The sequence below is a fragment of the Bradyrhizobium sp. genome (assembly GCF_035484855.1).
Taxonomy (GTDB): Bacteria; Pseudomonadota; Alphaproteobacteria; order Rhizobiales; family Xanthobacteraceae; genus Bradyrhizobium.
The window spans coordinates 1-17,078 of sequence record NZ_DATHOP010000237.1 but is presented as its reverse complement, the minus strand read 5'-3'; the positions used below and the strand labels follow the sequence as shown (position 1 = coordinate 17,078).

The 17,078-nt window shown below is 58.3% G+C and carries 18 protein-coding genes and 1 tRNA gene; 8 read left to right on the top strand and 11 right to left on the bottom strand.

The window, feature by feature from the left end; translation table 11 throughout:
- Positions 1-25 precede the first annotated feature (25 nt).
- Positions 26-538 (top strand): hypothetical protein, encoded by a 513-nt coding sequence (locus VK804_RS27060; protein WP_325375940.1) that lies wholly within the window; start codon positions 26-28, stop codon positions 536-538.
- A gap of 197 nt (positions 539-735) precedes the next feature.
- On the top strand, positions 736-864 hold the full coding sequence (locus VK804_RS27055) for a hypothetical protein (RefSeq protein WP_325375938.1): 129 nt from the start codon (positions 736-738) through the stop codon (positions 862-864).
- Between the two features lie 8 nt (positions 865-872).
- Here VK804_RS27055 and VK804_RS27050 read toward each other — a convergent pair whose 3' ends face one another.
- The 4 genes from VK804_RS27050 to VK804_RS27035 form a co-directional block, all read right to left on the bottom strand.
- The gene (locus tag VK804_RS27050; RefSeq protein WP_325375936.1) at positions 873-1,082 is read right to left on the bottom strand and encodes a hypothetical protein; all 210 of its coding nucleotides are present in this window, start codon (positions 1,080-1,082) and stop codon (positions 873-875) included.
- Between the two features lie 84 nt (positions 1,083-1,166).
- Entirely contained in the window at positions 1,167-1,532 is a 366-nt protein-coding gene (locus tag VK804_RS27045) for a DUF4118 domain-containing protein (protein ID WP_325375934.1), read from the bottom strand.
- Positions 1,533-1,739: 207 nt separating this feature from the next.
- Positions 1,740-2,861, bottom strand: a complete 1,122-nt coding sequence (locus VK804_RS27040; RefSeq protein WP_325375932.1) for a tyrosine-type recombinase/integrase — start codon at positions 2,859-2,861, stop codon at positions 1,740-1,742.
- A gap of 245 nt (positions 2,862-3,106) precedes the next feature.
- Positions 3,107-3,412: a hypothetical protein gene (locus VK804_RS27035; RefSeq protein WP_325375930.1), complete on the bottom strand. Its 306-nt coding sequence runs from the start codon at positions 3,410-3,412 to the stop codon at positions 3,107-3,109.
- A gap of 158 nt (positions 3,413-3,570) precedes the next feature.
- On the opposite strand from VK804_RS27035, the gene VK804_RS27030 reads away from it, so the two are divergent.
- Together VK804_RS27030 and VK804_RS27025 are read left to right on the top strand one after the other, a co-directional pair.
- Entirely contained in the window at positions 3,571-3,804 is a 234-nt protein-coding gene (locus VK804_RS27030; RefSeq protein ID WP_325375928.1) for a helix-turn-helix transcriptional regulator, read from the top strand.
- Between the two features lie 10 nt (positions 3,805-3,814).
- Positions 3,815-4,918: a hypothetical protein gene (locus tag VK804_RS27025; RefSeq protein WP_325375926.1), complete on the top strand. Its 1,104-nt coding sequence runs from the start codon at positions 3,815-3,817 to the stop codon at positions 4,916-4,918.
- Positions 4,919-4,932: 14 nt separating this feature from the next.
- Here VK804_RS27025 and VK804_RS27020 read toward each other — a convergent pair whose 3' ends face one another.
- Together VK804_RS27020 and VK804_RS27015 are read right to left on the bottom strand one after the other, a co-directional pair.
- Entirely contained in the window at positions 4,933-5,241 is a 309-nt protein-coding gene (locus tag VK804_RS27020; protein WP_325375971.1) for a hypothetical protein, read from the bottom strand.
- Positions 5,238-5,945, bottom strand: a complete 708-nt coding sequence (locus VK804_RS27015; protein WP_325375924.1) for a hypothetical protein — start codon at positions 5,943-5,945, stop codon at positions 5,238-5,240. The genes VK804_RS27020 and VK804_RS27015 overlap by 4 nt, the downstream gene beginning before the upstream one ends.
- A gap of 224 nt (positions 5,946-6,169) precedes the next feature.
- Here VK804_RS27015 and VK804_RS27010 point away from each other — a divergent pair, with 224 nt between their 5' ends.
- On the top strand, positions 6,170-6,754 hold the full coding sequence (locus tag VK804_RS27010) for a hypothetical protein (protein ID WP_325375922.1): 585 nt from the start codon (positions 6,170-6,172) through the stop codon (positions 6,752-6,754).
- A gap of 1,088 nt (positions 6,755-7,842) precedes the next feature.
- Here VK804_RS27010 and VK804_RS27005 read toward each other — a convergent pair.
- From VK804_RS27005 to VK804_RS26985, 4 genes are all read right to left on the bottom strand, one after another.
- Entirely contained in the window at positions 7,843-8,274 is a 432-nt protein-coding gene (locus tag VK804_RS27005; protein ID WP_325375920.1) for a hypothetical protein, read from the bottom strand.
- Between the two features lie 2,162 nt (positions 8,275-10,436).
- A tRNA-Val gene (locus VK804_RS26995) sits at positions 10,437-10,511 on the bottom strand.
- A gap of 110 nt (positions 10,512-10,621) precedes the next feature.
- Complete coding sequence (locus tag VK804_RS26990; protein WP_325375916.1) at positions 10,622-11,920, bottom strand: hypothetical protein; 1,299 nt, start codon at positions 11,918-11,920, stop codon at positions 10,622-10,624.
- Positions 11,921-12,038: 118 nt separating this feature from the next.
- Complete coding sequence (locus VK804_RS26985) at positions 12,039-12,644, bottom strand: DUF1134 domain-containing protein (RefSeq protein ID WP_325375914.1); 606 nt, start codon at positions 12,642-12,644, stop codon at positions 12,039-12,041.
- Positions 12,645-12,754: 110 nt separating this feature from the next.
- On the opposite strand from VK804_RS26985, the gene VK804_RS26980 reads away from it, so the two are divergent.
- Entirely contained in the window at positions 12,755-13,279 is a 525-nt protein-coding gene (locus tag VK804_RS26980; RefSeq protein WP_325375912.1) for a YHS domain-containing (seleno)protein, read from the top strand.
- 156 nt (positions 13,280-13,435) lie between these two features.
- Here the strand turns inward: VK804_RS26980 and cysQ are convergent, their stop codons facing one another.
- Positions 13,436-14,263, bottom strand: a complete 828-nt coding sequence (gene cysQ, locus VK804_RS26975; RefSeq protein WP_325375910.1) for a 3'(2'),5'-bisphosphate nucleotidase CysQ — start codon at positions 14,261-14,263, stop codon at positions 13,436-13,438.
- A 143-nt stretch (positions 14,264-14,406) separates the two neighbouring features.
- Between cysQ and chpT the strand changes: the two genes are divergently transcribed.
- On the top strand, positions 14,407-15,054 hold the full coding sequence (chpT, locus tag VK804_RS26970; protein ID WP_325375908.1) for a histidine phosphotransferase ChpT: 648 nt from the start codon (positions 14,407-14,409) through the stop codon (positions 15,052-15,054).
- Positions 15,055-15,248: 194 nt separating this feature from the next.
- Positions 15,249-17,078, top strand: a 1,830-nt coding sequence (locus VK804_RS26965; RefSeq protein ID WP_325375907.1) for a chemotaxis protein CheA, incomplete at its 3' end; no start/stop codon positions are given.

Genomic DNA, 17,078 nt, shown 5'->3' with positions numbered 1-17,078 from the left:
CCCAGAGTGTTTTGTCGGAGGCAACATGCAAACCGAGCTCAACAAGGTCGTCGCCGCGCTCGCCGAATTCTACGCACGCGAATCCTTTCTGTTCGAGCACGATCTCGGGGAGCGCGCGCTGACCCATCGGCTGGCGGTCTACCTCGAAACGCAGTTTTCGGGATGGCAGGTCGATTGCGACTACGACCGGCTCGGCGAGCGCACGCTGCGGCTGCCGCGTGGCAGCATCGTCTCGACCGACGATCACCTGGCAAAGTCGATCTATCCCGATATCGTCGTGCACCAGCGCGAAATTCCGAACAACCTTCTCGCGATCGAGGTGCGCAAGGCGTCCAACCATCAGCCGCCGGAACACGACCGGCACAAGCTGCAGGCGCTGACCGACCCGCATCTGTGGTTCGCCTACTGGATCGGAATCTTTCTCGTGCTCGGCAAGAACAGCGTGGTCCCGGACGTCTATGTCGGCGGCGTGATCGACGCGCCGATGGCCGCGTGGCTCGCCGAACGGCTGAGGGATGCGGGTTTGGGCGTGGGCTGAAGCTCGCCCAGGACTGCAAGCGCCTGCTGGCTGATTGCTGCAGCGCGTCATCCCGGCCTCACGATCGGGTGTGAAATGCATTTCCAGTCGCAAACCATGGAACCCGCGGGCCGCCGCCGCGATTGTTACCGCGAGTTTTGAACCTTGAGCCGCTGGCGGAGACCTAGCTAACAGAGGCAGAGTTCTAGGAGGCGATCATGTCGCACTGGCACGATACCATGGTGGACAGGCCGGAATCCGATGGAGCGATCTATGTGACGGGCTGGACGATTTCCGGCCTCGCGGTACTCGGGACCATCGTCGCGGTCTGGGTGCTCGGGATTTAGTCCGGGTATCAGCGCTCCAACGATCTTTGCAGCATCCGCTTACCGGTTAGCAGCAACCCCAGCCGGCGCCCGACCAGCAGGCCCAGCACCACCAGCAGGCACCAGACCGGCAGGAAAAACAGCGTCAGGATTCCGGCGTCAGCGGGCTCGGCCTGCAGCAGCCATTTGACCACGACGACCGGCGCGAGCAGGCCGATCGCGCCTCCTGTCAGGCTCATCAGGGCAACCAAAGCGGCCGGTTTCTGTCGGGACATCGCCATCTGGTTTTTGCCGCTGCCGGTGAGCTGAGCGGCCCGCTATTGCTATTTTCTCGATAGGACCAGTGCTTCCCGATAGAGCTGGCTAAAGCAGATCAGCAGCGAGCTGCACAGCAGGAAATTCCTGATTTGATCGTAGTCCGCAGCCGTCAGCGGATTGAATTCGAAGTAGGGCGGCATGAACGCCCACCAGACGATTGGAATCGTCACCGCGGTAGCGAAGGCACCGGCCGCGGCGCCGCCCAAAAGGCTCGCGACCAGAATGGCCGGAAAGAACGTCGCGAAACACAGCGTGGAGCCGAACAGGACCAGCACTTCCTGCGTGACGGCCGCCAACGCGACCACGAGCAACGTGGCCGAGAATGCCGAAACAGGCCGAACCTTGAGGATGTATTCCGAGCCCCTACGCATCAAATCGCCCCGAAATTCTCAATTGCCCAAACCCAACACTACGAAAGTCCAAGGCTATCGGAAGAAAAACTGAAATGAAAGCCCGCGGCCGAAGCATGGTGGGCGCACAAGGGATCGAACCTTGGACCTCTCCCGTGTGAAGGGTGTTGCCGAAGGTTTTAACGATTTGAAATATCATGTGAAAAAAGCGTCCGCGAATGCGATGCTCTAATTTTGCACGCGTTTCAAATCGTTCCGAGCACCCATGCCATTCACATACTGCTTCGCCAAGCCTACCGGGTCTTTCATCCACGGCGCACAGGCCCAAGCGGCAATAACGGGCAAGGTGTTGATGGCATCGATCAGTGGCTGTTGCGGCACGTCAGTGTATAGGCGGCTCATATCGTCCACCGCATGGCCTAAAATCTGATCTTTGATATGACTGTGCACGCCGTTGATGACCAATTGTGTAGAAACGGTGTGCCGGGCGGTATAAGGGCTAATTCCACCTATGCCAGAGCGCTTACGAGCCCCCCTGATCGCTGTTTTCATCTGGCCGCTGATATCGTCCCGCACCGGATAGGGCGTACCACGGGGGCTGCGGAACAGGATGCCGCCGCGTTCTACAAGCGGTACCAATAATGGAACCAAGAACTCGTGAATCGGGATACCGCGTGGCACGGTGTTTTCCAACGTAATCCAGCGCCCGGGAATGTTCACCATAATGTCTGAAAGAACGAACAATTCGATGGGCCGCATTCCAGTATAGAATAGACCGGTCATGACCATTGCGTTCGCTGGCGACATTTCCAAAACAAATTGCGCTGCACGATTGTATCCTACCGGCTTTGTACCGGCTCTCACCGGCTTCAACCTAACCACTGTGGTGCCCTTCGGCTTCTTGGGCCGCTTCCACTTTCTCGGATTGTCTGGGAGCGCGTGATTCCAGACTGCTATGAACGGCGTGAAGCATTGCCGGTTGCGCGTGTCGTACTGAGTATTTGGATAAAGCTTGTCGCCAGCGGTGTTCAAGTCGTCTTGAGTAATCGTATGCAATATGGTCGTTTCAAAATGGCCAAGTAGCCGCGTCCATTTGCCATCGACTTCTTCCCCAAGAAAACGCGGTGAGCCACCGGCGGCCAAGTATGAGACGGCAGCTTCAAAGAATGTGATAGAGGACTCTTTGCCGTGGATGCTGTCAGCTAAGAGGCGAGCTTCACGTTTAATGCGGATCGCCTCTGCGGCTTTCTTGTCGTCAGTGCCCGTGCTTTCGAATACAGACTGTTTGCGGACGGTGCCACGGAGGTACCATTGGTCGGAGCCCTTTCGTTTTGTGAGCTTGAGTGACAATGTATCCCCTCCCAAATCAATCGAATGTCATTTTCAGAGAACAGGTAGACTCTGCCGTTCTTCGCGTAGTGTGGATGCGCTTTAATAATTTCTTGAAACGACCGTTTGCCAACTCGTAGTTTTGCGGCGGCTTCCTCAAATTTGTAGATGATCCCTAGTGGCTCGTTATCATTCGCAGCTATCGGCAATCTCATTCCCCTAAATTAGAAAGCCGCCCCACCGGGACGGCCTTGGTTGCTTGATAGTCAATCTGTCCAAACAGGCTCGAGTCCGGCATTAACAAAAGACACATGCCGAAGAAGACTCTTCCAAGCCACAAGCGCCTGCTCGGCTCCGGCCTCAACGACGATTCCAATGGGGCTATATTCGTTGCCTACCTCTGTCACGCGATCACCGTCCTGTGGTTTCCACGGCGTTAGATCGCTGGCAAGATACTCGCGTTCTTCCTCACGGTCTGTACGGACAGCCTGATAGCTGCCACCGCAGAGGCCTTGTATAAAAACGATGCCGTCCGATGTTCTTGCGTATTGTCCGACCTTGATTGAGCCCACGAGAATATCCCCTCTAAACGACGATTCGAATGAGCCGCCGTCTATGCATGGTGCGCCGACCGTAATAACGGAGTCAATCGAAATAACTGACTTTATTGTAGCGGTTGCCAGACTAAGTTGTAGCTATTATCGGCACGTTTCAACGGCTAAGGTGAGCTATGAATTCGCAACAGTCACGCGCCGCACGTGGACTTCTGAAATGGTCGCAACGACAGTTGGCCGATGCGTCGGGGGTCGCGTTGTCCACCGTCGCGGATTTTGAAAACTATAAGCGCGAACCACGGTCCGACAACCTTGCTGCAATGCGCGATGCTTTCGAAAAGTCAGGCGTGATCTTCGAAAGCGACAGCAAGCATGTGGGCGTAAAATTGAAAGTCAAACGCGGGAAGTAGGATCGACTCGATGTTCTCTACTCCAACGGTTTTCGTTTTAGGCGCTGGCGCTAGCTGGCACTACGGCTATCCAACAGGAGAAACGCTAGTCAAAAAAGTAATTGAAAAGGCCGAAATCGCAGCCGGGTTTTCCAAATGGTCTGCCGAAAATGGAAACGGTAACGTTCCAAATTTTCCGATCGGAGCAATAGCATCAACGCAAGATTGGAAACGTTGGTGGATGACGCTTCACGGTCAATGCGAAAAACTCAGCCGAGGACTACAACAAGTCAACCCACTCGTAATCGACTACTACCTCGGATGGAATTCCGACCTGCAAGAAATAGGACGAATTCTAATTGCATGGGTCATATTGGAGTGCGAAGCCCAATCCAAAGACGTAAATATCAACCGAGAAGCTATCAAAGGAATACGAAAGCTTCTGAGTGAATCTAGAGATGATTGGTGCCGCTTTATAATCCACCAAATTGCAATTCACTGCCAAAAGTCGAGCGATCTACACAAGAATAAAGTGTCATTCGTGACGTTCAACTATGATGTTTCTTTGGAAGTAGCCCTGACCACAGGCCTTCGGCATATTCAGTTGTTCGACAGCGCTGACGTGGATCAGTTTATGAGCGGAAGCCGTATCGTCCATATGTACGGAAAAGTTCGCGAACTAAAATCTGGACGCGTTAACGTAAACTGGCAAAACATAGATGCGACCGAGTCCAACAGAATGGATTTTTGCAATCTGCTAAATGTCGTCTATTCGGCATCGAAAGGCATTCGCGTAATCGACCCACACGATAAGGGAGCGAACCCTGATGATTTAACAATAGCGCGAACGCAGATTCACGGAGCAGGCCGTGTGTTTATCTTGGGCTACGGCTTCGATGAACACAACAGCGAACGTCTGGGGTTGCGCGAAAGTCTGGGGTACAGCAATGCCGGACATAAGCAAGTAGCCTTCACCAATTTTGAAGACATCAATCAAGTGAATAAACGTGCCTCCAAATTGCTTTTCGGCAACACAGCCAGCTTTCCACCTAACGGCCAATCCATTGCGTTCCATGCGGAGAAAAGCACAAGGAATACTTATGATGCGTTGTCGCTCGACTTCGATATTGCTTGATATGTTTCCTGCAGTCACCGATCCCGCGCCAGCTTCCGGCGTCCCCAATGAGTTTCTTTCCGGTCGGAATTGAACACGCGTTGAACGTGCCGGTTCAATGCTCGCATGACGCCAATGCGTGCCATCATCGTTGGTCCGTTATGCTCCGCAACGAGAAGAAGCGCTTCCATCGCGGCTTGCCATTCCGGCGCTTCGTGTTCTGCTTTCGGTAGCTTGGTGATGTATTGCGCAGCATCGCGAAGCGTGGCCAGCGTTTTGCCCTTGGGTAACGGGATTGGTTCGTCGAATTTTCTGGCCCATCCACTGATTACACGGCTATTCATGGCAATGGCGGGAGCGTCAACCACGCGTCATATTTGTTCCAGTCAGAATGTTTCTTGGGCTTTTGGAAACAGTGCCCTGCAAAAATTATGAAGTTATGAGTGAGAGATTCGCACGTTGTGTTGAAGCGGGCGCGGGCCTCCATAGGCTCGTCAAGATCAATCACCTTTCCATCTACAACCTTGATCTGTTTTGGAAACAGCACGAACGGTATCACCAGAAGCCTACATAGCTCCCTGATTTCCACCGTATCAAAGGTTATCGGGATAGAAGCGTGAGCAAAAGCGTTCCGGATAGTGCGCACTAGAATTAGATTGTCGTTCGTTTCCTTGCCGAAAATCTTCAATGCGAAAGCCATTCTTATTTTGAGATCAAACGTGCCCATAGGGCCGTTAAGACCGAATAAATTATCATAGTCAGAGCGCGTGACAGCCAATCGTCGCGCGATTACATGACGCAAAGCATTCTCGGTATTTGTGGCCGCTAGAATAGCGGCTCCCCTGTCGTTTCTCTCGCGCTTAACTTCCTCTATAAATGCAGTAGCATGTTCGATTGACATCTCCGAGTGGATCAACGATCTAACAGCCTTGAGCGCAGTTTCCATTCCCGTCTTCGCCGGTCCTTTCGATCGCGTCTTATAGCGGGGAGCGGCTTCAACGTGATCCGGCTTTGATGGCCGAGCCGGTTTTGCCCTTTTCGTAACCATGCCCTTATCCTCTGGTTCAGACTGTCCAATGGCTACACGCTCAAGGACTGTATGAATTACACGGCCCGTACCCCTAGCGTCGTCCGCCCGTTCCCAGCCTCAAATCCTAGTGGGGTTGCCCGGACTCGGAAAGCCCGCTGTGATAGCCCTATGGGCGGACCGAACAGACGGCGGATTTTCGGTGACCGGGGATGAGGGACGAGAGTGTGAGAACGGAGAGCAGTATGGCCGACGATCAGTGGCCGCGCTACGAAATTGGACCGCAAAAGCATATTCATGCTCTCGGTGTCGTCTCTTTGAATTACAATTTATTTGAGGGGGCGCTTTGGCTGATTTTTGAGCGTTATCTAGGTATTGACGGCCCGTGGTTCTACGAACGACTGAACAACAGCGACAGGGTAGCGGCGATGCAACAGATTCTTCATCGCGAAGCCAATCCGAATATCCAAAAAATGATTATTCATCTTGCGAAGTATTTTGCGGTGTGCACTGAAAATCGAAACAATTTGATGCACGCGCAACACAATTTTGGAGCTAGAGTTGCTGAACACCTGATTGTAAACAAGAAGTCGAACAAGAACGAGCCGCTTACCTTTTCCATTCGCCTTGACACACTTCGTCAAATTGCAGACGAAATTCATGCCGGGACAATCTTTCTTGTTGGGATCGACAAATACCTGTCTTCTCGCGCTATTCATTCTGACCCGGAGACGACAAATGCAGTCCGAGAATCTAACCCTTACAGAGAGCCACCCGCGCTGCCAAGGATGCCGAAGAAGCTTAGACCGCTCGGTCCGTTGAGAACTTAGAGCGGACCGGCGCTTGCCGATCAGCGCAGCTTGGTCAAAACGACCAAAACGCAACGGCCCGGTGTCGGCCCGGCCGTTCTGTTTCCGCTTAAGCCGCCTTCATACCCGGCACCCGCCGTTGCGAGTTGCCTTGCCTAGTGACGTCCTCAAGGCGCTTCATTCGATCGGACAAGCCGCCGATTGCTTCGACGATCGCCGAAGTCTGCCCATTGAACCCTTGAGCCATGATGCGTTCCAAGTTACTGTTGTCGTTGCTAGGTGCTCTGCCATTCTTGTTGATATAGCTAAGAGCGCCCATCGTGTTGGCATTGACGCTGGACGCTCGTGTTACGGCCTCACCACCGGCAAGCGCGATACTGCCGCCGCCAGCGTAGCGAGCTACAACGCTATCCTTGTTGTAGGTGCCGTTACCGATAATGCCGCCTTCGGCCGCTCCGGGTACACCGGTAGGACTGGAATACGCGCCGTTGGTTTCGACACCGATGTTTGCAGTGACGTGCGGCTGGCGGCACGGCGGCCGGGGCAGCGCTGTGGGGGCCTGTAGCGGCTCTTGCGGCAGCGGCGGCCGGCATCGGTCACGGGCGGTGCCGTAGGCACGGCTGGGGTATCTTCATTCATCCCTACCGTAAGCATGTCTGTAGACATGTTACGTAGGTATGTTTGGGTGCCCTGTAGGGCACCGCTAGAGGCCGTAGAGGTGCCCTCTAGGGCACCACTTGAGGTGCCTTCTAGGGCACCGCTAGTAGAGGTGCCCTCTAGGGCACCGCTAGGGATCTTCGATGTAAAATCGAAGTTCAGGTCGTATTCGGTTGGCCGGGTACCAATGCCTTGACGGATGATACTGATTACGCCGTTTTCGATGATGCGGCGCAAAGATGGAATGATTTTGTTTCGCTCAGAACCGGTTGCTCTTTCTAAATAGCGCAGACTGACGCGAGCGTTTCCAAATTTCGCATAATACCTTTCGATCACGTGCCGCGTTATTTTGTGGTCCAGACTCGTTGCCCATGGCGCGTCAATAACGGCGCCAAGCAATTTGTATTGCTTGAGCAGAACGGGTTCGGCGGCCGGAGAAGGTGAAGACGCCATTACGCGGCAATGCTCGGCTGGGACAAGATGCTAACGAGTCGTTCGACAAAGGCCGGAAGGTCATCGACATTGCGGAAGGCAACTTGTCGGGATGCCTGCGAAACGGCATCGGACCATTTTGCTGAAGCCCAATTGTAATGCTGCTCTAGTCGTTTCCAAGATTCGTCGGACAGGTCACTAATCTCGCTGGCCAACCGATCGAGTCGTTCAGCGGCTCGCCCATTGCGAGAGTCATCAGGAAATTTTGCCTGAAGTCCACGCCGCCAATTTGCCGAACGTTTCATGCCGGCGCTAAGGTCATCGATACAAATCTGTTTATTGCTGTTGATAGGCATTTCTACTCTGAGCCGCTTATTGCGGCTGGATTCGCGCACAAAAAATCCCGCTGTGCGCTTGCGGGTTTGGGTAGTTTCAAAATTGGGATTGAGCACCGGATAGCCGGTGGTCGGCGGCGCGAGTCGGCCTTAGAGTCCGTTGAACGGTGCGCCTAAGGCTTTATCAATTACTGTCACCGCTTGGAAAATAGCGGTCCCTTTTGAGAACGAGGTGCCGGTCTTGGTTCTGTCATCGTCTAGCTGCACGGTCCATCTCCAACCTCTAGGGCTGGCTGTTTGCACGATCTGGTACGGAATGCCCTTGTGTTCCATTGGTGACCAATTAGCGCTGCGTTGTACTCATGGCCGTTTGAACAGGCGAGTCCTTGATGCAACGCCGGGCCGCTTCAATCTCAGTTTCGGAAGCGCCCTTGTTCCTCGCCCACGCCTCTGCGGCCGGCGCTGAATATTTCGCGACGTAAAACCGAACAATCGTGCACGACACGCGATGAAATTCGCCCGCCTTGGCTTGCGAAGCCAATGCCAAGAAAATCGCAGCGACGTATAACCAGCGCGTGCCCATGATATCCCGACCTCTGCTAGCAAAGTAACAGGCTGCCAGTGTAAAGGTTCCGAAGGAGAATAATGTGCAGGGAGTCACACAGCGGGGAACCAATCCCAGCTTGACGATTTAATGAGACGTGCCGACCCCCGAAGGCACTCTTCCAAGCGGCTCAGTGCCTCCCCGGTGCTGGGCCGTTTCTTTAAGTCACGCCGGCTAGCCGACGAATACGACGGGCGCAGGCTTCTTGGAAACGATCAGGGGTGAAGGAGGCGGCTAACTGAGGCGGCCTTACTGCGTTTGCTCAGGGTGAAGTGCCATCTTCTGGGCCTTCATCTCCTCAATCAATTTCTTGATCCCATCGATGGTGCGTTGATCGATAATTCTGTCTGCCAGTCGCTGGTAGTGGTCGATCTTGCCGTCGATTTCGACACACTTGTCACACATCGGAACCGCTCGAATCGTGAAAACGGAGCAACCCTTCCAGTGGCCGCCTGATTGTAAGACGATCGAACGGGAAAATTGTTCACTCGACTAGAACGGTTCTTTGACTACGCCGACTGAGGCGGCCTACCTTTGCGACCGCCACGAAACGGCAATCGAACTACTATTATGCCCTGACGCGGGCCTTACCGCCGCAAGAAATATAGAAATAATAGCTTTTTCGGTACGCCGCCCGATACGCAGAACGCCGGCTAGCCGACGAATACGACGGGGCGCAAGAGCGGGGCGAGGTAGCTAGGAACGGCGACAATCTTCCTAGAGTTTCAAACCGGAATTCTAAGCCAACCGCTGCAGACATTGGCCTAACCCGCAAACAAATTCACGAAGCCCAGCGGGCCTTACTTCCTGCCATCAGCCGATAACGCGAGCTTTAGCCATTCCTCGGCAATCCGGAGCGATGCTTCCTTCTCGATCGGACTGACCGACTTGGCTGCATGCTCTTGCGCTTCCTCGGCTTGCCTGCGGAATTTGGCTGACTCGTCACTGGACATGATGACTAGGGCTCAACCGGCCGGTCGCAGGAATTGCAGTAAAAGTTGCTGCTGTTCTCGGACTGGATAACCTTGAATCCCTTGGGGATGCTATCCATCTGCACCGCCCACGACTTACCATCCGCCATCGAAAGCTCGGCTTGGCCGATCTTGCCGCACTGCGGACACCTAAGACTTTCGACCCAATGGTCGCGGACGGTCATCCTATGGATATGCGCCTATGGTTGCTCGGTTCAAGCCGATCTATTGGGGCACTACATCGGCGCGTGCAATTCACCTCGGAACCAGCCTGCCATTTCAAGTGATTTCATCTTATGGACCAGATCACAAGCAGGGCATTCGAACGTCCGTATGTCAAAACGGGAGGGTCCGGGGGTGACGCGTGCCAGCATCATTGTTGCTTTGCACTTAGGGCAAGGTGGTCGCTGAATAGTCATGAGCGTCGCTTTAGATCAGGCGGGAGCGCAACACTCTCTGTCACCGATGGATGCCGAGGAAAGGAACGGTGATGCAGCCAGCTTGCGCCCCCCGGGTTCCGAGTCGGTGGTCAATATTGCTCACCTTCAAAAGGAATTAACGGATAAGAACACCACGCGAACTCACTGCACGGATTTTGCACGGAAGTGCACGGCGTTTCATGCTTCGTTCTGCGTGCAGGTGCCAATCGACGACAGACGCCGGTGTGCCTCGATTGGAAAAGTATCTGATTTTATTGACTGTTCTGGTGGGCGCACAAGGGATCGAACCTTGGACCTCTCCCGTGTGAAGGGAACGCTCTCCCGCTGAGCTATGCGCCCGGGATTTTCGTGCAAAATCAAAGGCCGATCATCGTCCGGCTGGATCCTGCGCGTCGTCGTCGGATGCCGCGATTTACGGAGTGCGGGTGACCTGTGTCAAGCCAAAGGCGTCAGGTGCCATGCTGGCGGGCGCGTGAGGCGTGCGACTGCAGCGCCCGGATCCGCTCGGCGAGCGTGCCGCCGCCTTCGGAAGGGACTGTTGGGGCCGCGCCATTGGCAGCCGTGCCGTTGGCGGGTTTTGCAGGCTTGGCCGGGATCGCCGGGTCGCTGGCGGCCAGCATGGCTTCGATCGGCGAATTCGGTCCCTCGAGCTGCATCGCGAGTTTTGCCACCTCGGCGGCGATGTCGTTGATGCGTTCGCGCAGCAGCGCGTTTTCCATGCGCTCGGTCGCCCACGAGCTTTCGGCCTGCTGCTGGATCGCGTTGATGTCGCGCTGCAGCTTGGCGCGCTCGTCGCGCGCGATCCGCAGCTGTTCCTCGACCGCGGCCTTCTCGGTCTTCAGCTTCTCCAGCGCCGGCGATTTGCCGCCCTCGCTCAGGCCTGCGATTTCGGCGCGCAACTCCTTGATCGTGCGCTCGGAGGCCTCGCCCGTCTGGCGCAGCTGGTTGTTTTCGAAATCGCGCTCAGCCAGCAGCTTGCCCTGGGTGCCGAGCCGCGCCTCCAGATCGTTGACGCGGTTGCCGAGCATCTCGGCTTCCTTGACCTGAACGATCAGCTGACGGTCGAGATCGGTGACGCGCTGGCTCAGATTCTCGACCCGGCCGCGCGCCTCGTTGAGCTCCTGCGTCGCCTTCTCGGATTCTGAGCGCTCCTGCGCCAGCCGCGCCTGCGTCGCGGCGAATTCCTTTTCGGCGTCGCCGACGCGGTTCTTGAGTTCGTCGATCTGGGCGCGCACCGCCACCAGTTCGACCTGCCGGCTCTCCGCCATCATCGAACGGTCGGACAGTTCGGCGTTGATCTTGGAAAGTTCGTTCTGCTTGTCCTTCAGCGCCTGCTCGGCGTCGCGCAGCGCCCCGGTCTTGGCGGTGAATTCCTCTTCGGTGGCGCGCAGCTGCTCCTTGACCGCCTTCTCGCGCGCTTCCAGCGAAAAGATCGCGGCGTTCTTCTCGCCGAGCTCGATCTTCATGCGGTTGATGGCGTCGGTCTTCTTGCCGAGTTCGGCGAGCTGGCTGGTGGTCTTGTTCTTGAGCTGGTCGACGCTCATCTCGAGCCGCCGCGCCGACATCGCGAATTCCGCGCGCAGCTGATCCTTATCGGCCTGGATTTCGGCCATCGACAACGGCGTCGCGGCCTCGAGGCGTTTGGTCGTCAGCCGCACCGCGCGGTTATGCACCAGTGGCACGATCATCAGCCCGAACAGCATCGAGATCAGAAAACCGATCGCCAGATACATGATCGGTTCGATCATCAGCACGCACTCCCCATGAAGAGAAAACTTAAACTCACAATGCCATGGGGCACAGGGTAAACGCCAGCCTAATGCCGCGTTAACGTGAATCCGTAACCGGAGGCGCGCAGGGCGACCGTCAGAACGGGTTCCAGGTCGCCCGTGGGGTATATTTGAGATAGCCGATATTGGCGCCGAGCCGCAGGCCGATACCGGAGCGGATCGGCACCAGCACGATATTGTTGGCGGTCAGCGCGGTCATTCCGAAGCCGCCGATGATATAGGCCGAGCCGTCGATGCCGACGAAGCGCTGGTAGATCGCGTTGGTGGCCGGAAGATTGTAGACCAGCGTCATGGTGCGCGCGCCGTCGCCGCCCCAGTCGAAGCCGACCGACGGTCCCTGCCAATAGACCCGGAGGTCGCCGGCATTCTTGGTGTAGAGCGTGCCCTCGCCATATCGCAGTCCGGCCACGAAGGCGCCGGAGCCTTCTTCGCCCAGCACATAGCCGTTCGGCAGGCCCCATTGGCTGACCGCCTTTTCGATGATCGAGGCGAGCCCGCGCGAGACATTGCCGAAGAATTTGTGCCCGGCGTTGACCAGTTCGTCCGGCCCGTAGGTATACGGGCTCGGCTGGCGCTGCGGCGGCGGCAGGTCTGGTGGCGGCGCCTGCTGGGCGGCCACGGGCACGATGCCGCATACCAGCGCAGCGAGCGCCGCGGCGGCAAGGCGGGATGCGAAAGTCATAAAAGAACCCCTGCGTATCGAAACCTGGCCGCGGCCTTAACCTGATGCCAACAGGCATGGCTCAAGCTCGCGCCCAGTGTCCCCCGACTCGGATGTTATCGGCATCAACTATGACGGCACAACGGCAGGAAAGAAACCGCAACCGGCCCAGAACCGGCTTTCGCCCCGGAATGGCCTTGATCGCCCTGCTGGCCGGCCTTGCCGCGCAGGTCCTGGTCGGGCCCGCGGCGCAGGCGGCCACCACCGAGCGCGTGGTCGTGAACCGCTTTTCGGGACTGGCCATCGAGGGCTTCGATCCCGTCGCCTATTTCGTCGATGCGCGCCCTGAACTCGGCGTGGAGGACTTGGAGGCCTCCGAGGCGGGGGCGGTCTGGCGCTTCTGCAACGAGGGCAATCGCGCCGCCTTTGTCGCCCATCCCGACATTTATGGGCCCCAATTCGGCGGCTACGACCCGATCGACGTCGCGCGCGGGGTCACGGTGGCCGGCAATCCCCGCTTCTGGCTGATTTCCGGGCGGCGGCTCTATCTGTTCAGCCGCGAGCAAAGCCGCGACGCCTTCGCCGCCGATCCCGAGCACGTCCTGCGGGAAGCGAACGCGCGCTGGCAGGCGTTGCTGCTGGAACTGGCGGAGTAGCCACGACCTCGTCATGCCCGGGCATAGCCGTCCGAAGGACGGCGTCGCTTCCGCTCGCCTGTGCCCGGGCATCCACGTCTTTCTTGCTTGATGCGGCAAAGACGTGGATGGCCGGGACACGCCCGGCCATGACGAAATCGAAAGGATGCACTGGTATCAGGCCACGGCTGACGGATCGCCCCAGGCAATGAATTCCGGCACGATGAAGCCGTTGCCTCCCCGGCCGAATTGCAAGCTCGCACCTTGCGCATCGGTGATCTTGCCGCCGGCCGCGGTGACGACGGCGTGGCCCGCGGCGACATCCCATTCGGAAGTCGGCGCGAGCCGGGGATAGATATCGACCGCGCCTTCCGCGACCCGGCCGAATTTGACCGCCGAGCCCAGGATTTCGCGGACAGCACCGGGCCGCTCGGCGATAAAGGCCTCGCTGCGGCTGTCGAGATGCGAGCGGCTGACCGCGACGACCCAGGGCGCACCGCGTCCGGGATAGGCGCGGGTATGGATCGGCTTGGCTGCGGAGGATGCACGGGTGTTCAGCCGTTCCGCGCCCTGTCCGACCAGTCCGCGCCAGATCAAGCCGAGCGCCGGCGCACCGACGATGCCCAATAATGGCGTCCCGTTCGTCACCAGCGCGAGATTGACCGTGAACTCGTCGCGGCCGGCGACGAATTCCTTGGTGCCGTCGAGCGGATCGATCAGGAAGAAGCTGCCGTGATAAGGCGGCCGCGCCAGATCGACGCGCTCCTCTGATAGCGCCGGGATGTCGGGCGCGAGCCGCGCGAGGCCTTCGGCGATGATCCGGTCGGCGGCGAGATCGGCTTCCGTCACCGGCGATCCGTCGAGCTTGCCCTCGATCCTCATCGCGCCACGATTGACGGCAAGGATGGCCGCGCCGGCCTGGATCACGAGATCGGTCAGGGGACCCATCAGGGCGGCGGCGGCCGCGCGGTCGATCGCGGGGGCGTGTGAACGTGCCTCATTCATTGGCGGATCTCATAGGCTGTTGGTCTTTCCCTCGGCGTTGCCCGCCATTTGTTGGCAGTCCGCGCATCGGCAGTGTATCAAGCCCGCAAGCATGCGTGATTCGCCTTGGTCCGCGCTAACAAGCGGATTTACAGGAACACCTGATGTCTGGCACCCCATCTTTAGGCTCCGCCCCCGATGCGCTCGAACTGGCCGCGCTGCTGTGTTCGCGGGTTTGCCACGATCTCATCAGTCCGGTCGGCGCCATCGTCAACGGGCTCGAGGTGCTCGACGACAATCCCAAGCCGGAAGATCGCGAATTCGCGCTCGAATTGATCCGCAAGAGCGCCAGGACCGCCTCGGCGCGGCTGCAGTTCTGTCGCCTGGCGTTTGGCGCGGCGGGATCGTCGGGCGCGCAGATCGATCTCGGCGACGCGCAGACCATGGCGCGGGGACACCTTGAGGACGGCAAGACCACGATCGCATGGAACTTGCCGCGCATATTGCTGGCGAAGAACCGGGTCAAGCTGCTGCTCAACATGCTGGTGATCGCCCAGCAGACCATCCCGCGCGGCGGCGTGCTCACGGTCGATTCGGTCGGCGAAGGCGAGAAGATCGGCTTTCGCGTCACCGCCAGCGGGCTCAACGCTCGCCTGCCGCAAAATATCGCCGATCTCCTGAGTTCCGGCTCGACGGCTTCGGTCGACGCCCATGCGGTGCAGCCTTATTACACCAGGCTCCTGGCGCAGGCCTGCGGGCTGAATGTGAAGCTCGCAGTTGAGGGCGAGGCGGTGGTCGTGACCGCCGCTTAACGGGGCCTTCGGCCGCGAATATGGTTAACCAATGGTTTAAAGGCGCCGATCGGATTTCCGTGAGGCGTCTTATCTATTTGTTGATCCCGTTCTTTTCCAATTACTCAACCAATATTAAACGGTTTGCAGAGATGCTGGCCGAACTCTGAAAGGCGTGTCGAAATCGCGCGCCCGTGCGTTCGAAGGCGTGTTTCATGGATGATCTGTTGCGGGAGTTTCTGACGGAGACCGGCGAGAGCCTGGACACCGTAGACAACCAGCTGGTCCGGTTCGAGCAGGAGCCGAACAACGCCAAGATACTCGACAACATTTTCCGCCTTGTTCACACCATCAAGGGCACCTGCGGCTTTCTGGGATTGCCGCGGCTGGAAGCGCTGGCGCACGCCGCCGAGACCCTGATGGGCAAATTCCGCGACGGCATGCCGGTGACCGGGCAGGCGGTTACGCTGATCCTCACCACAATCGACCGCATCAAGGAAATTCTGGGCCAGCTCGAGGCGACGGAAGCGGAGCCGGATGGTTCGGACCAGGACCTGATCGACGAATTGCAGGCCATGGTGGAGCGTGGCGTGGCAGCGATGTCGGCTGCGTCCGCACCGATCGCCCCGGAGCCCGTGGCCGCTGCCCCCGCGGTGGCGCAGGGCACCCTGGTGCCGCAGGTGCTGGAGCGGGCCTTGCGTCCGGGCGAGGTGTCGCTGGATGAACTGGAGCGCGCCTTCCGCGAGACCCCGATCGAACTGGCCCCGGCGCCGGCAGCAGCGCCGATAGTGGCCGCAGCCCCCGTAGTGGCGCCCGCGTCCGAGAAAGGCGCCCCGGCTCCCAAGGAAGCAAAACCCGCTGCCGTCAAACCCGCCAAACCTGTCCTCGCCAAGTCCGCCGCCGCCGAGGAAGTCCAGGAAGCCGACAAGGTCGCTAACCAGTCGATCCGCGTCAATGTGGATACCCTGGAACACCTGATGACCATGGTCTCGGAGCTGGTTTTGACCCGCAACCAGCTCCTGGAGATCTCCCGCCGCAACGAGGACACCGAGTTCAAGGTGCCGCTGCAGCGGCTCTCCAACGTCACCGCCGAGTTGCAGGAAGGCGTCATGAAGACGCGGATGCAGCCGATCGGCAATGCCTGGCAGAAGCTGCCGAGAATCGTGCGCGATCTCTCCAGCGAACTTCACAAGCAGATCGAACTGGAGATGCACGGCGCCGACACCGAACTTGATCGGCAAGTGCTCGACCTGATCAAGGATCCGCTGACGCACATGGTTCGCAACTCGGCCGATCACGGGCTGGAGACGCCGGCCGAGCGGGCCGCCGCGGGCAAGCCCGAGCAAGGCACCATTCGTCTGTCCGCCTATCATGAAGGCGGCCATATCATCATCTGCATCGCCGACAACGGCCGCGGCCTCAACACCGAGCGGATCAAGGCCAAGGCGGTCTCCAACGGTCTCGTCAGCGAGGCCGACCTGGAGAAGATGACGGAAGCGCAGATCCACAAGTTCATCTTCGCGCCGGGCTTCTCGACTGCGGCCGCTGTGACCAGCGTTTCCGGTCGTGGCGTCGGCATGGACGTGGTGCGGACCAATATCGACCAGATCGGCGGCACCATCGACATCAAGTCGGTGGCCGGCGAGGGCTGCTCGGTCACGATAAAAATCCCGCTGACGCTCGCCATCGTCTCGGCCCTGATCGTGGAAGCCGCCGGCGACCGCTTCGCCATTCCCCAGCTCTCCGTGGTCGAACTGGTTCGCGCTCGCGCCAACTCCGAGCACCGCATCGAGCGCATCAAGGACACCGCGGTATTGCGGCTGCGCAACAAGCTGCTGCCGCTGATCCACCTGAAGAAGCTCCTGAAGATCGACGACGGCTCGACCTCCGATCCCGAGAACGGCTTCATTGTGGTGACGCAGGTCGGCAGCCAGACCTTTGGCATCGTGGTCGACGGCGTGTTCCACACCGAAGAAATCGTGGTCAAGCCGATGTCGACCAAGCTGCGCCACATCGACATGTTCTCCGGCAATACCATCCTGGGC

Excerpts from the sequence above, each read along its gene's own strand:
- VK804_RS27060 (WP_325375940.1), top strand. The coding sequence starts at position 26 with ATGCAAACCGAGCTCAACAAGGTCGTCGCCGCGCTCGCCGAATTCTAC.
- VK804_RS27055 (WP_325375938.1), top strand. The coding sequence starts at position 736 with ATGTCGCACTGGCACGATACCATGGTGGACAGGCCGGAATCCGATGGA.
- VK804_RS27050 (WP_325375936.1), bottom strand. The coding sequence starts at position 1,082 with ATGAGCCTGACAGGAGGCGCGATCGGCCTGCTCGCGCCGGTCGTCGTG.
- VK804_RS27045 (WP_325375934.1), bottom strand. The coding sequence starts at position 1,532 with ATGCGTAGGGGCTCGGAATACATCCTCAAGGTTCGGCCTGTTTCGGCA.
- VK804_RS27030 (WP_325375928.1), top strand. The coding sequence starts at position 3,571 with ATGAATTCGCAACAGTCACGCGCCGCACGTGGACTTCTGAAATGGTCG.
- VK804_RS27025 (WP_325375926.1), top strand. The coding sequence starts at position 3,815 with ATGTTCTCTACTCCAACGGTTTTCGTTTTAGGCGCTGGCGCTAGCTGG.
- VK804_RS27020 (WP_325375971.1), bottom strand. The coding sequence starts at position 5,241 with ATGAATAGCCGTGTAATCAGTGGATGGGCCAGAAAATTCGACGAACCA.
- VK804_RS27015 (WP_325375924.1), bottom strand. The coding sequence starts at position 5,945 with ATGGTTACGAAAAGGGCAAAACCGGCTCGGCCATCAAAGCCGGATCAC.
- VK804_RS27010 (WP_325375922.1), top strand. The coding sequence starts at position 6,170 with ATGGCCGACGATCAGTGGCCGCGCTACGAAATTGGACCGCAAAAGCAT.
- VK804_RS26990 (WP_325375916.1), bottom strand. The coding sequence starts at position 11,920 with ATGATCGAACCGATCATGTATCTGGCGATCGGTTTTCTGATCTCGATG.
- VK804_RS26985 (WP_325375914.1), bottom strand. The coding sequence starts at position 12,644 with ATGACTTTCGCATCCCGCCTTGCCGCCGCGGCGCTCGCTGCGCTGGTA.
- VK804_RS26980 (WP_325375912.1), top strand. The coding sequence starts at position 12,755 with ATGACGGCACAACGGCAGGAAAGAAACCGCAACCGGCCCAGAACCGGC.
- cysQ (WP_325375910.1), bottom strand. The coding sequence starts at position 14,263 with ATGAATGAGGCACGTTCACACGCCCCCGCGATCGACCGCGCGGCCGCC.
- chpT (WP_325375908.1), top strand. The coding sequence starts at position 14,407 with ATGTCTGGCACCCCATCTTTAGGCTCCGCCCCCGATGCGCTCGAACTG.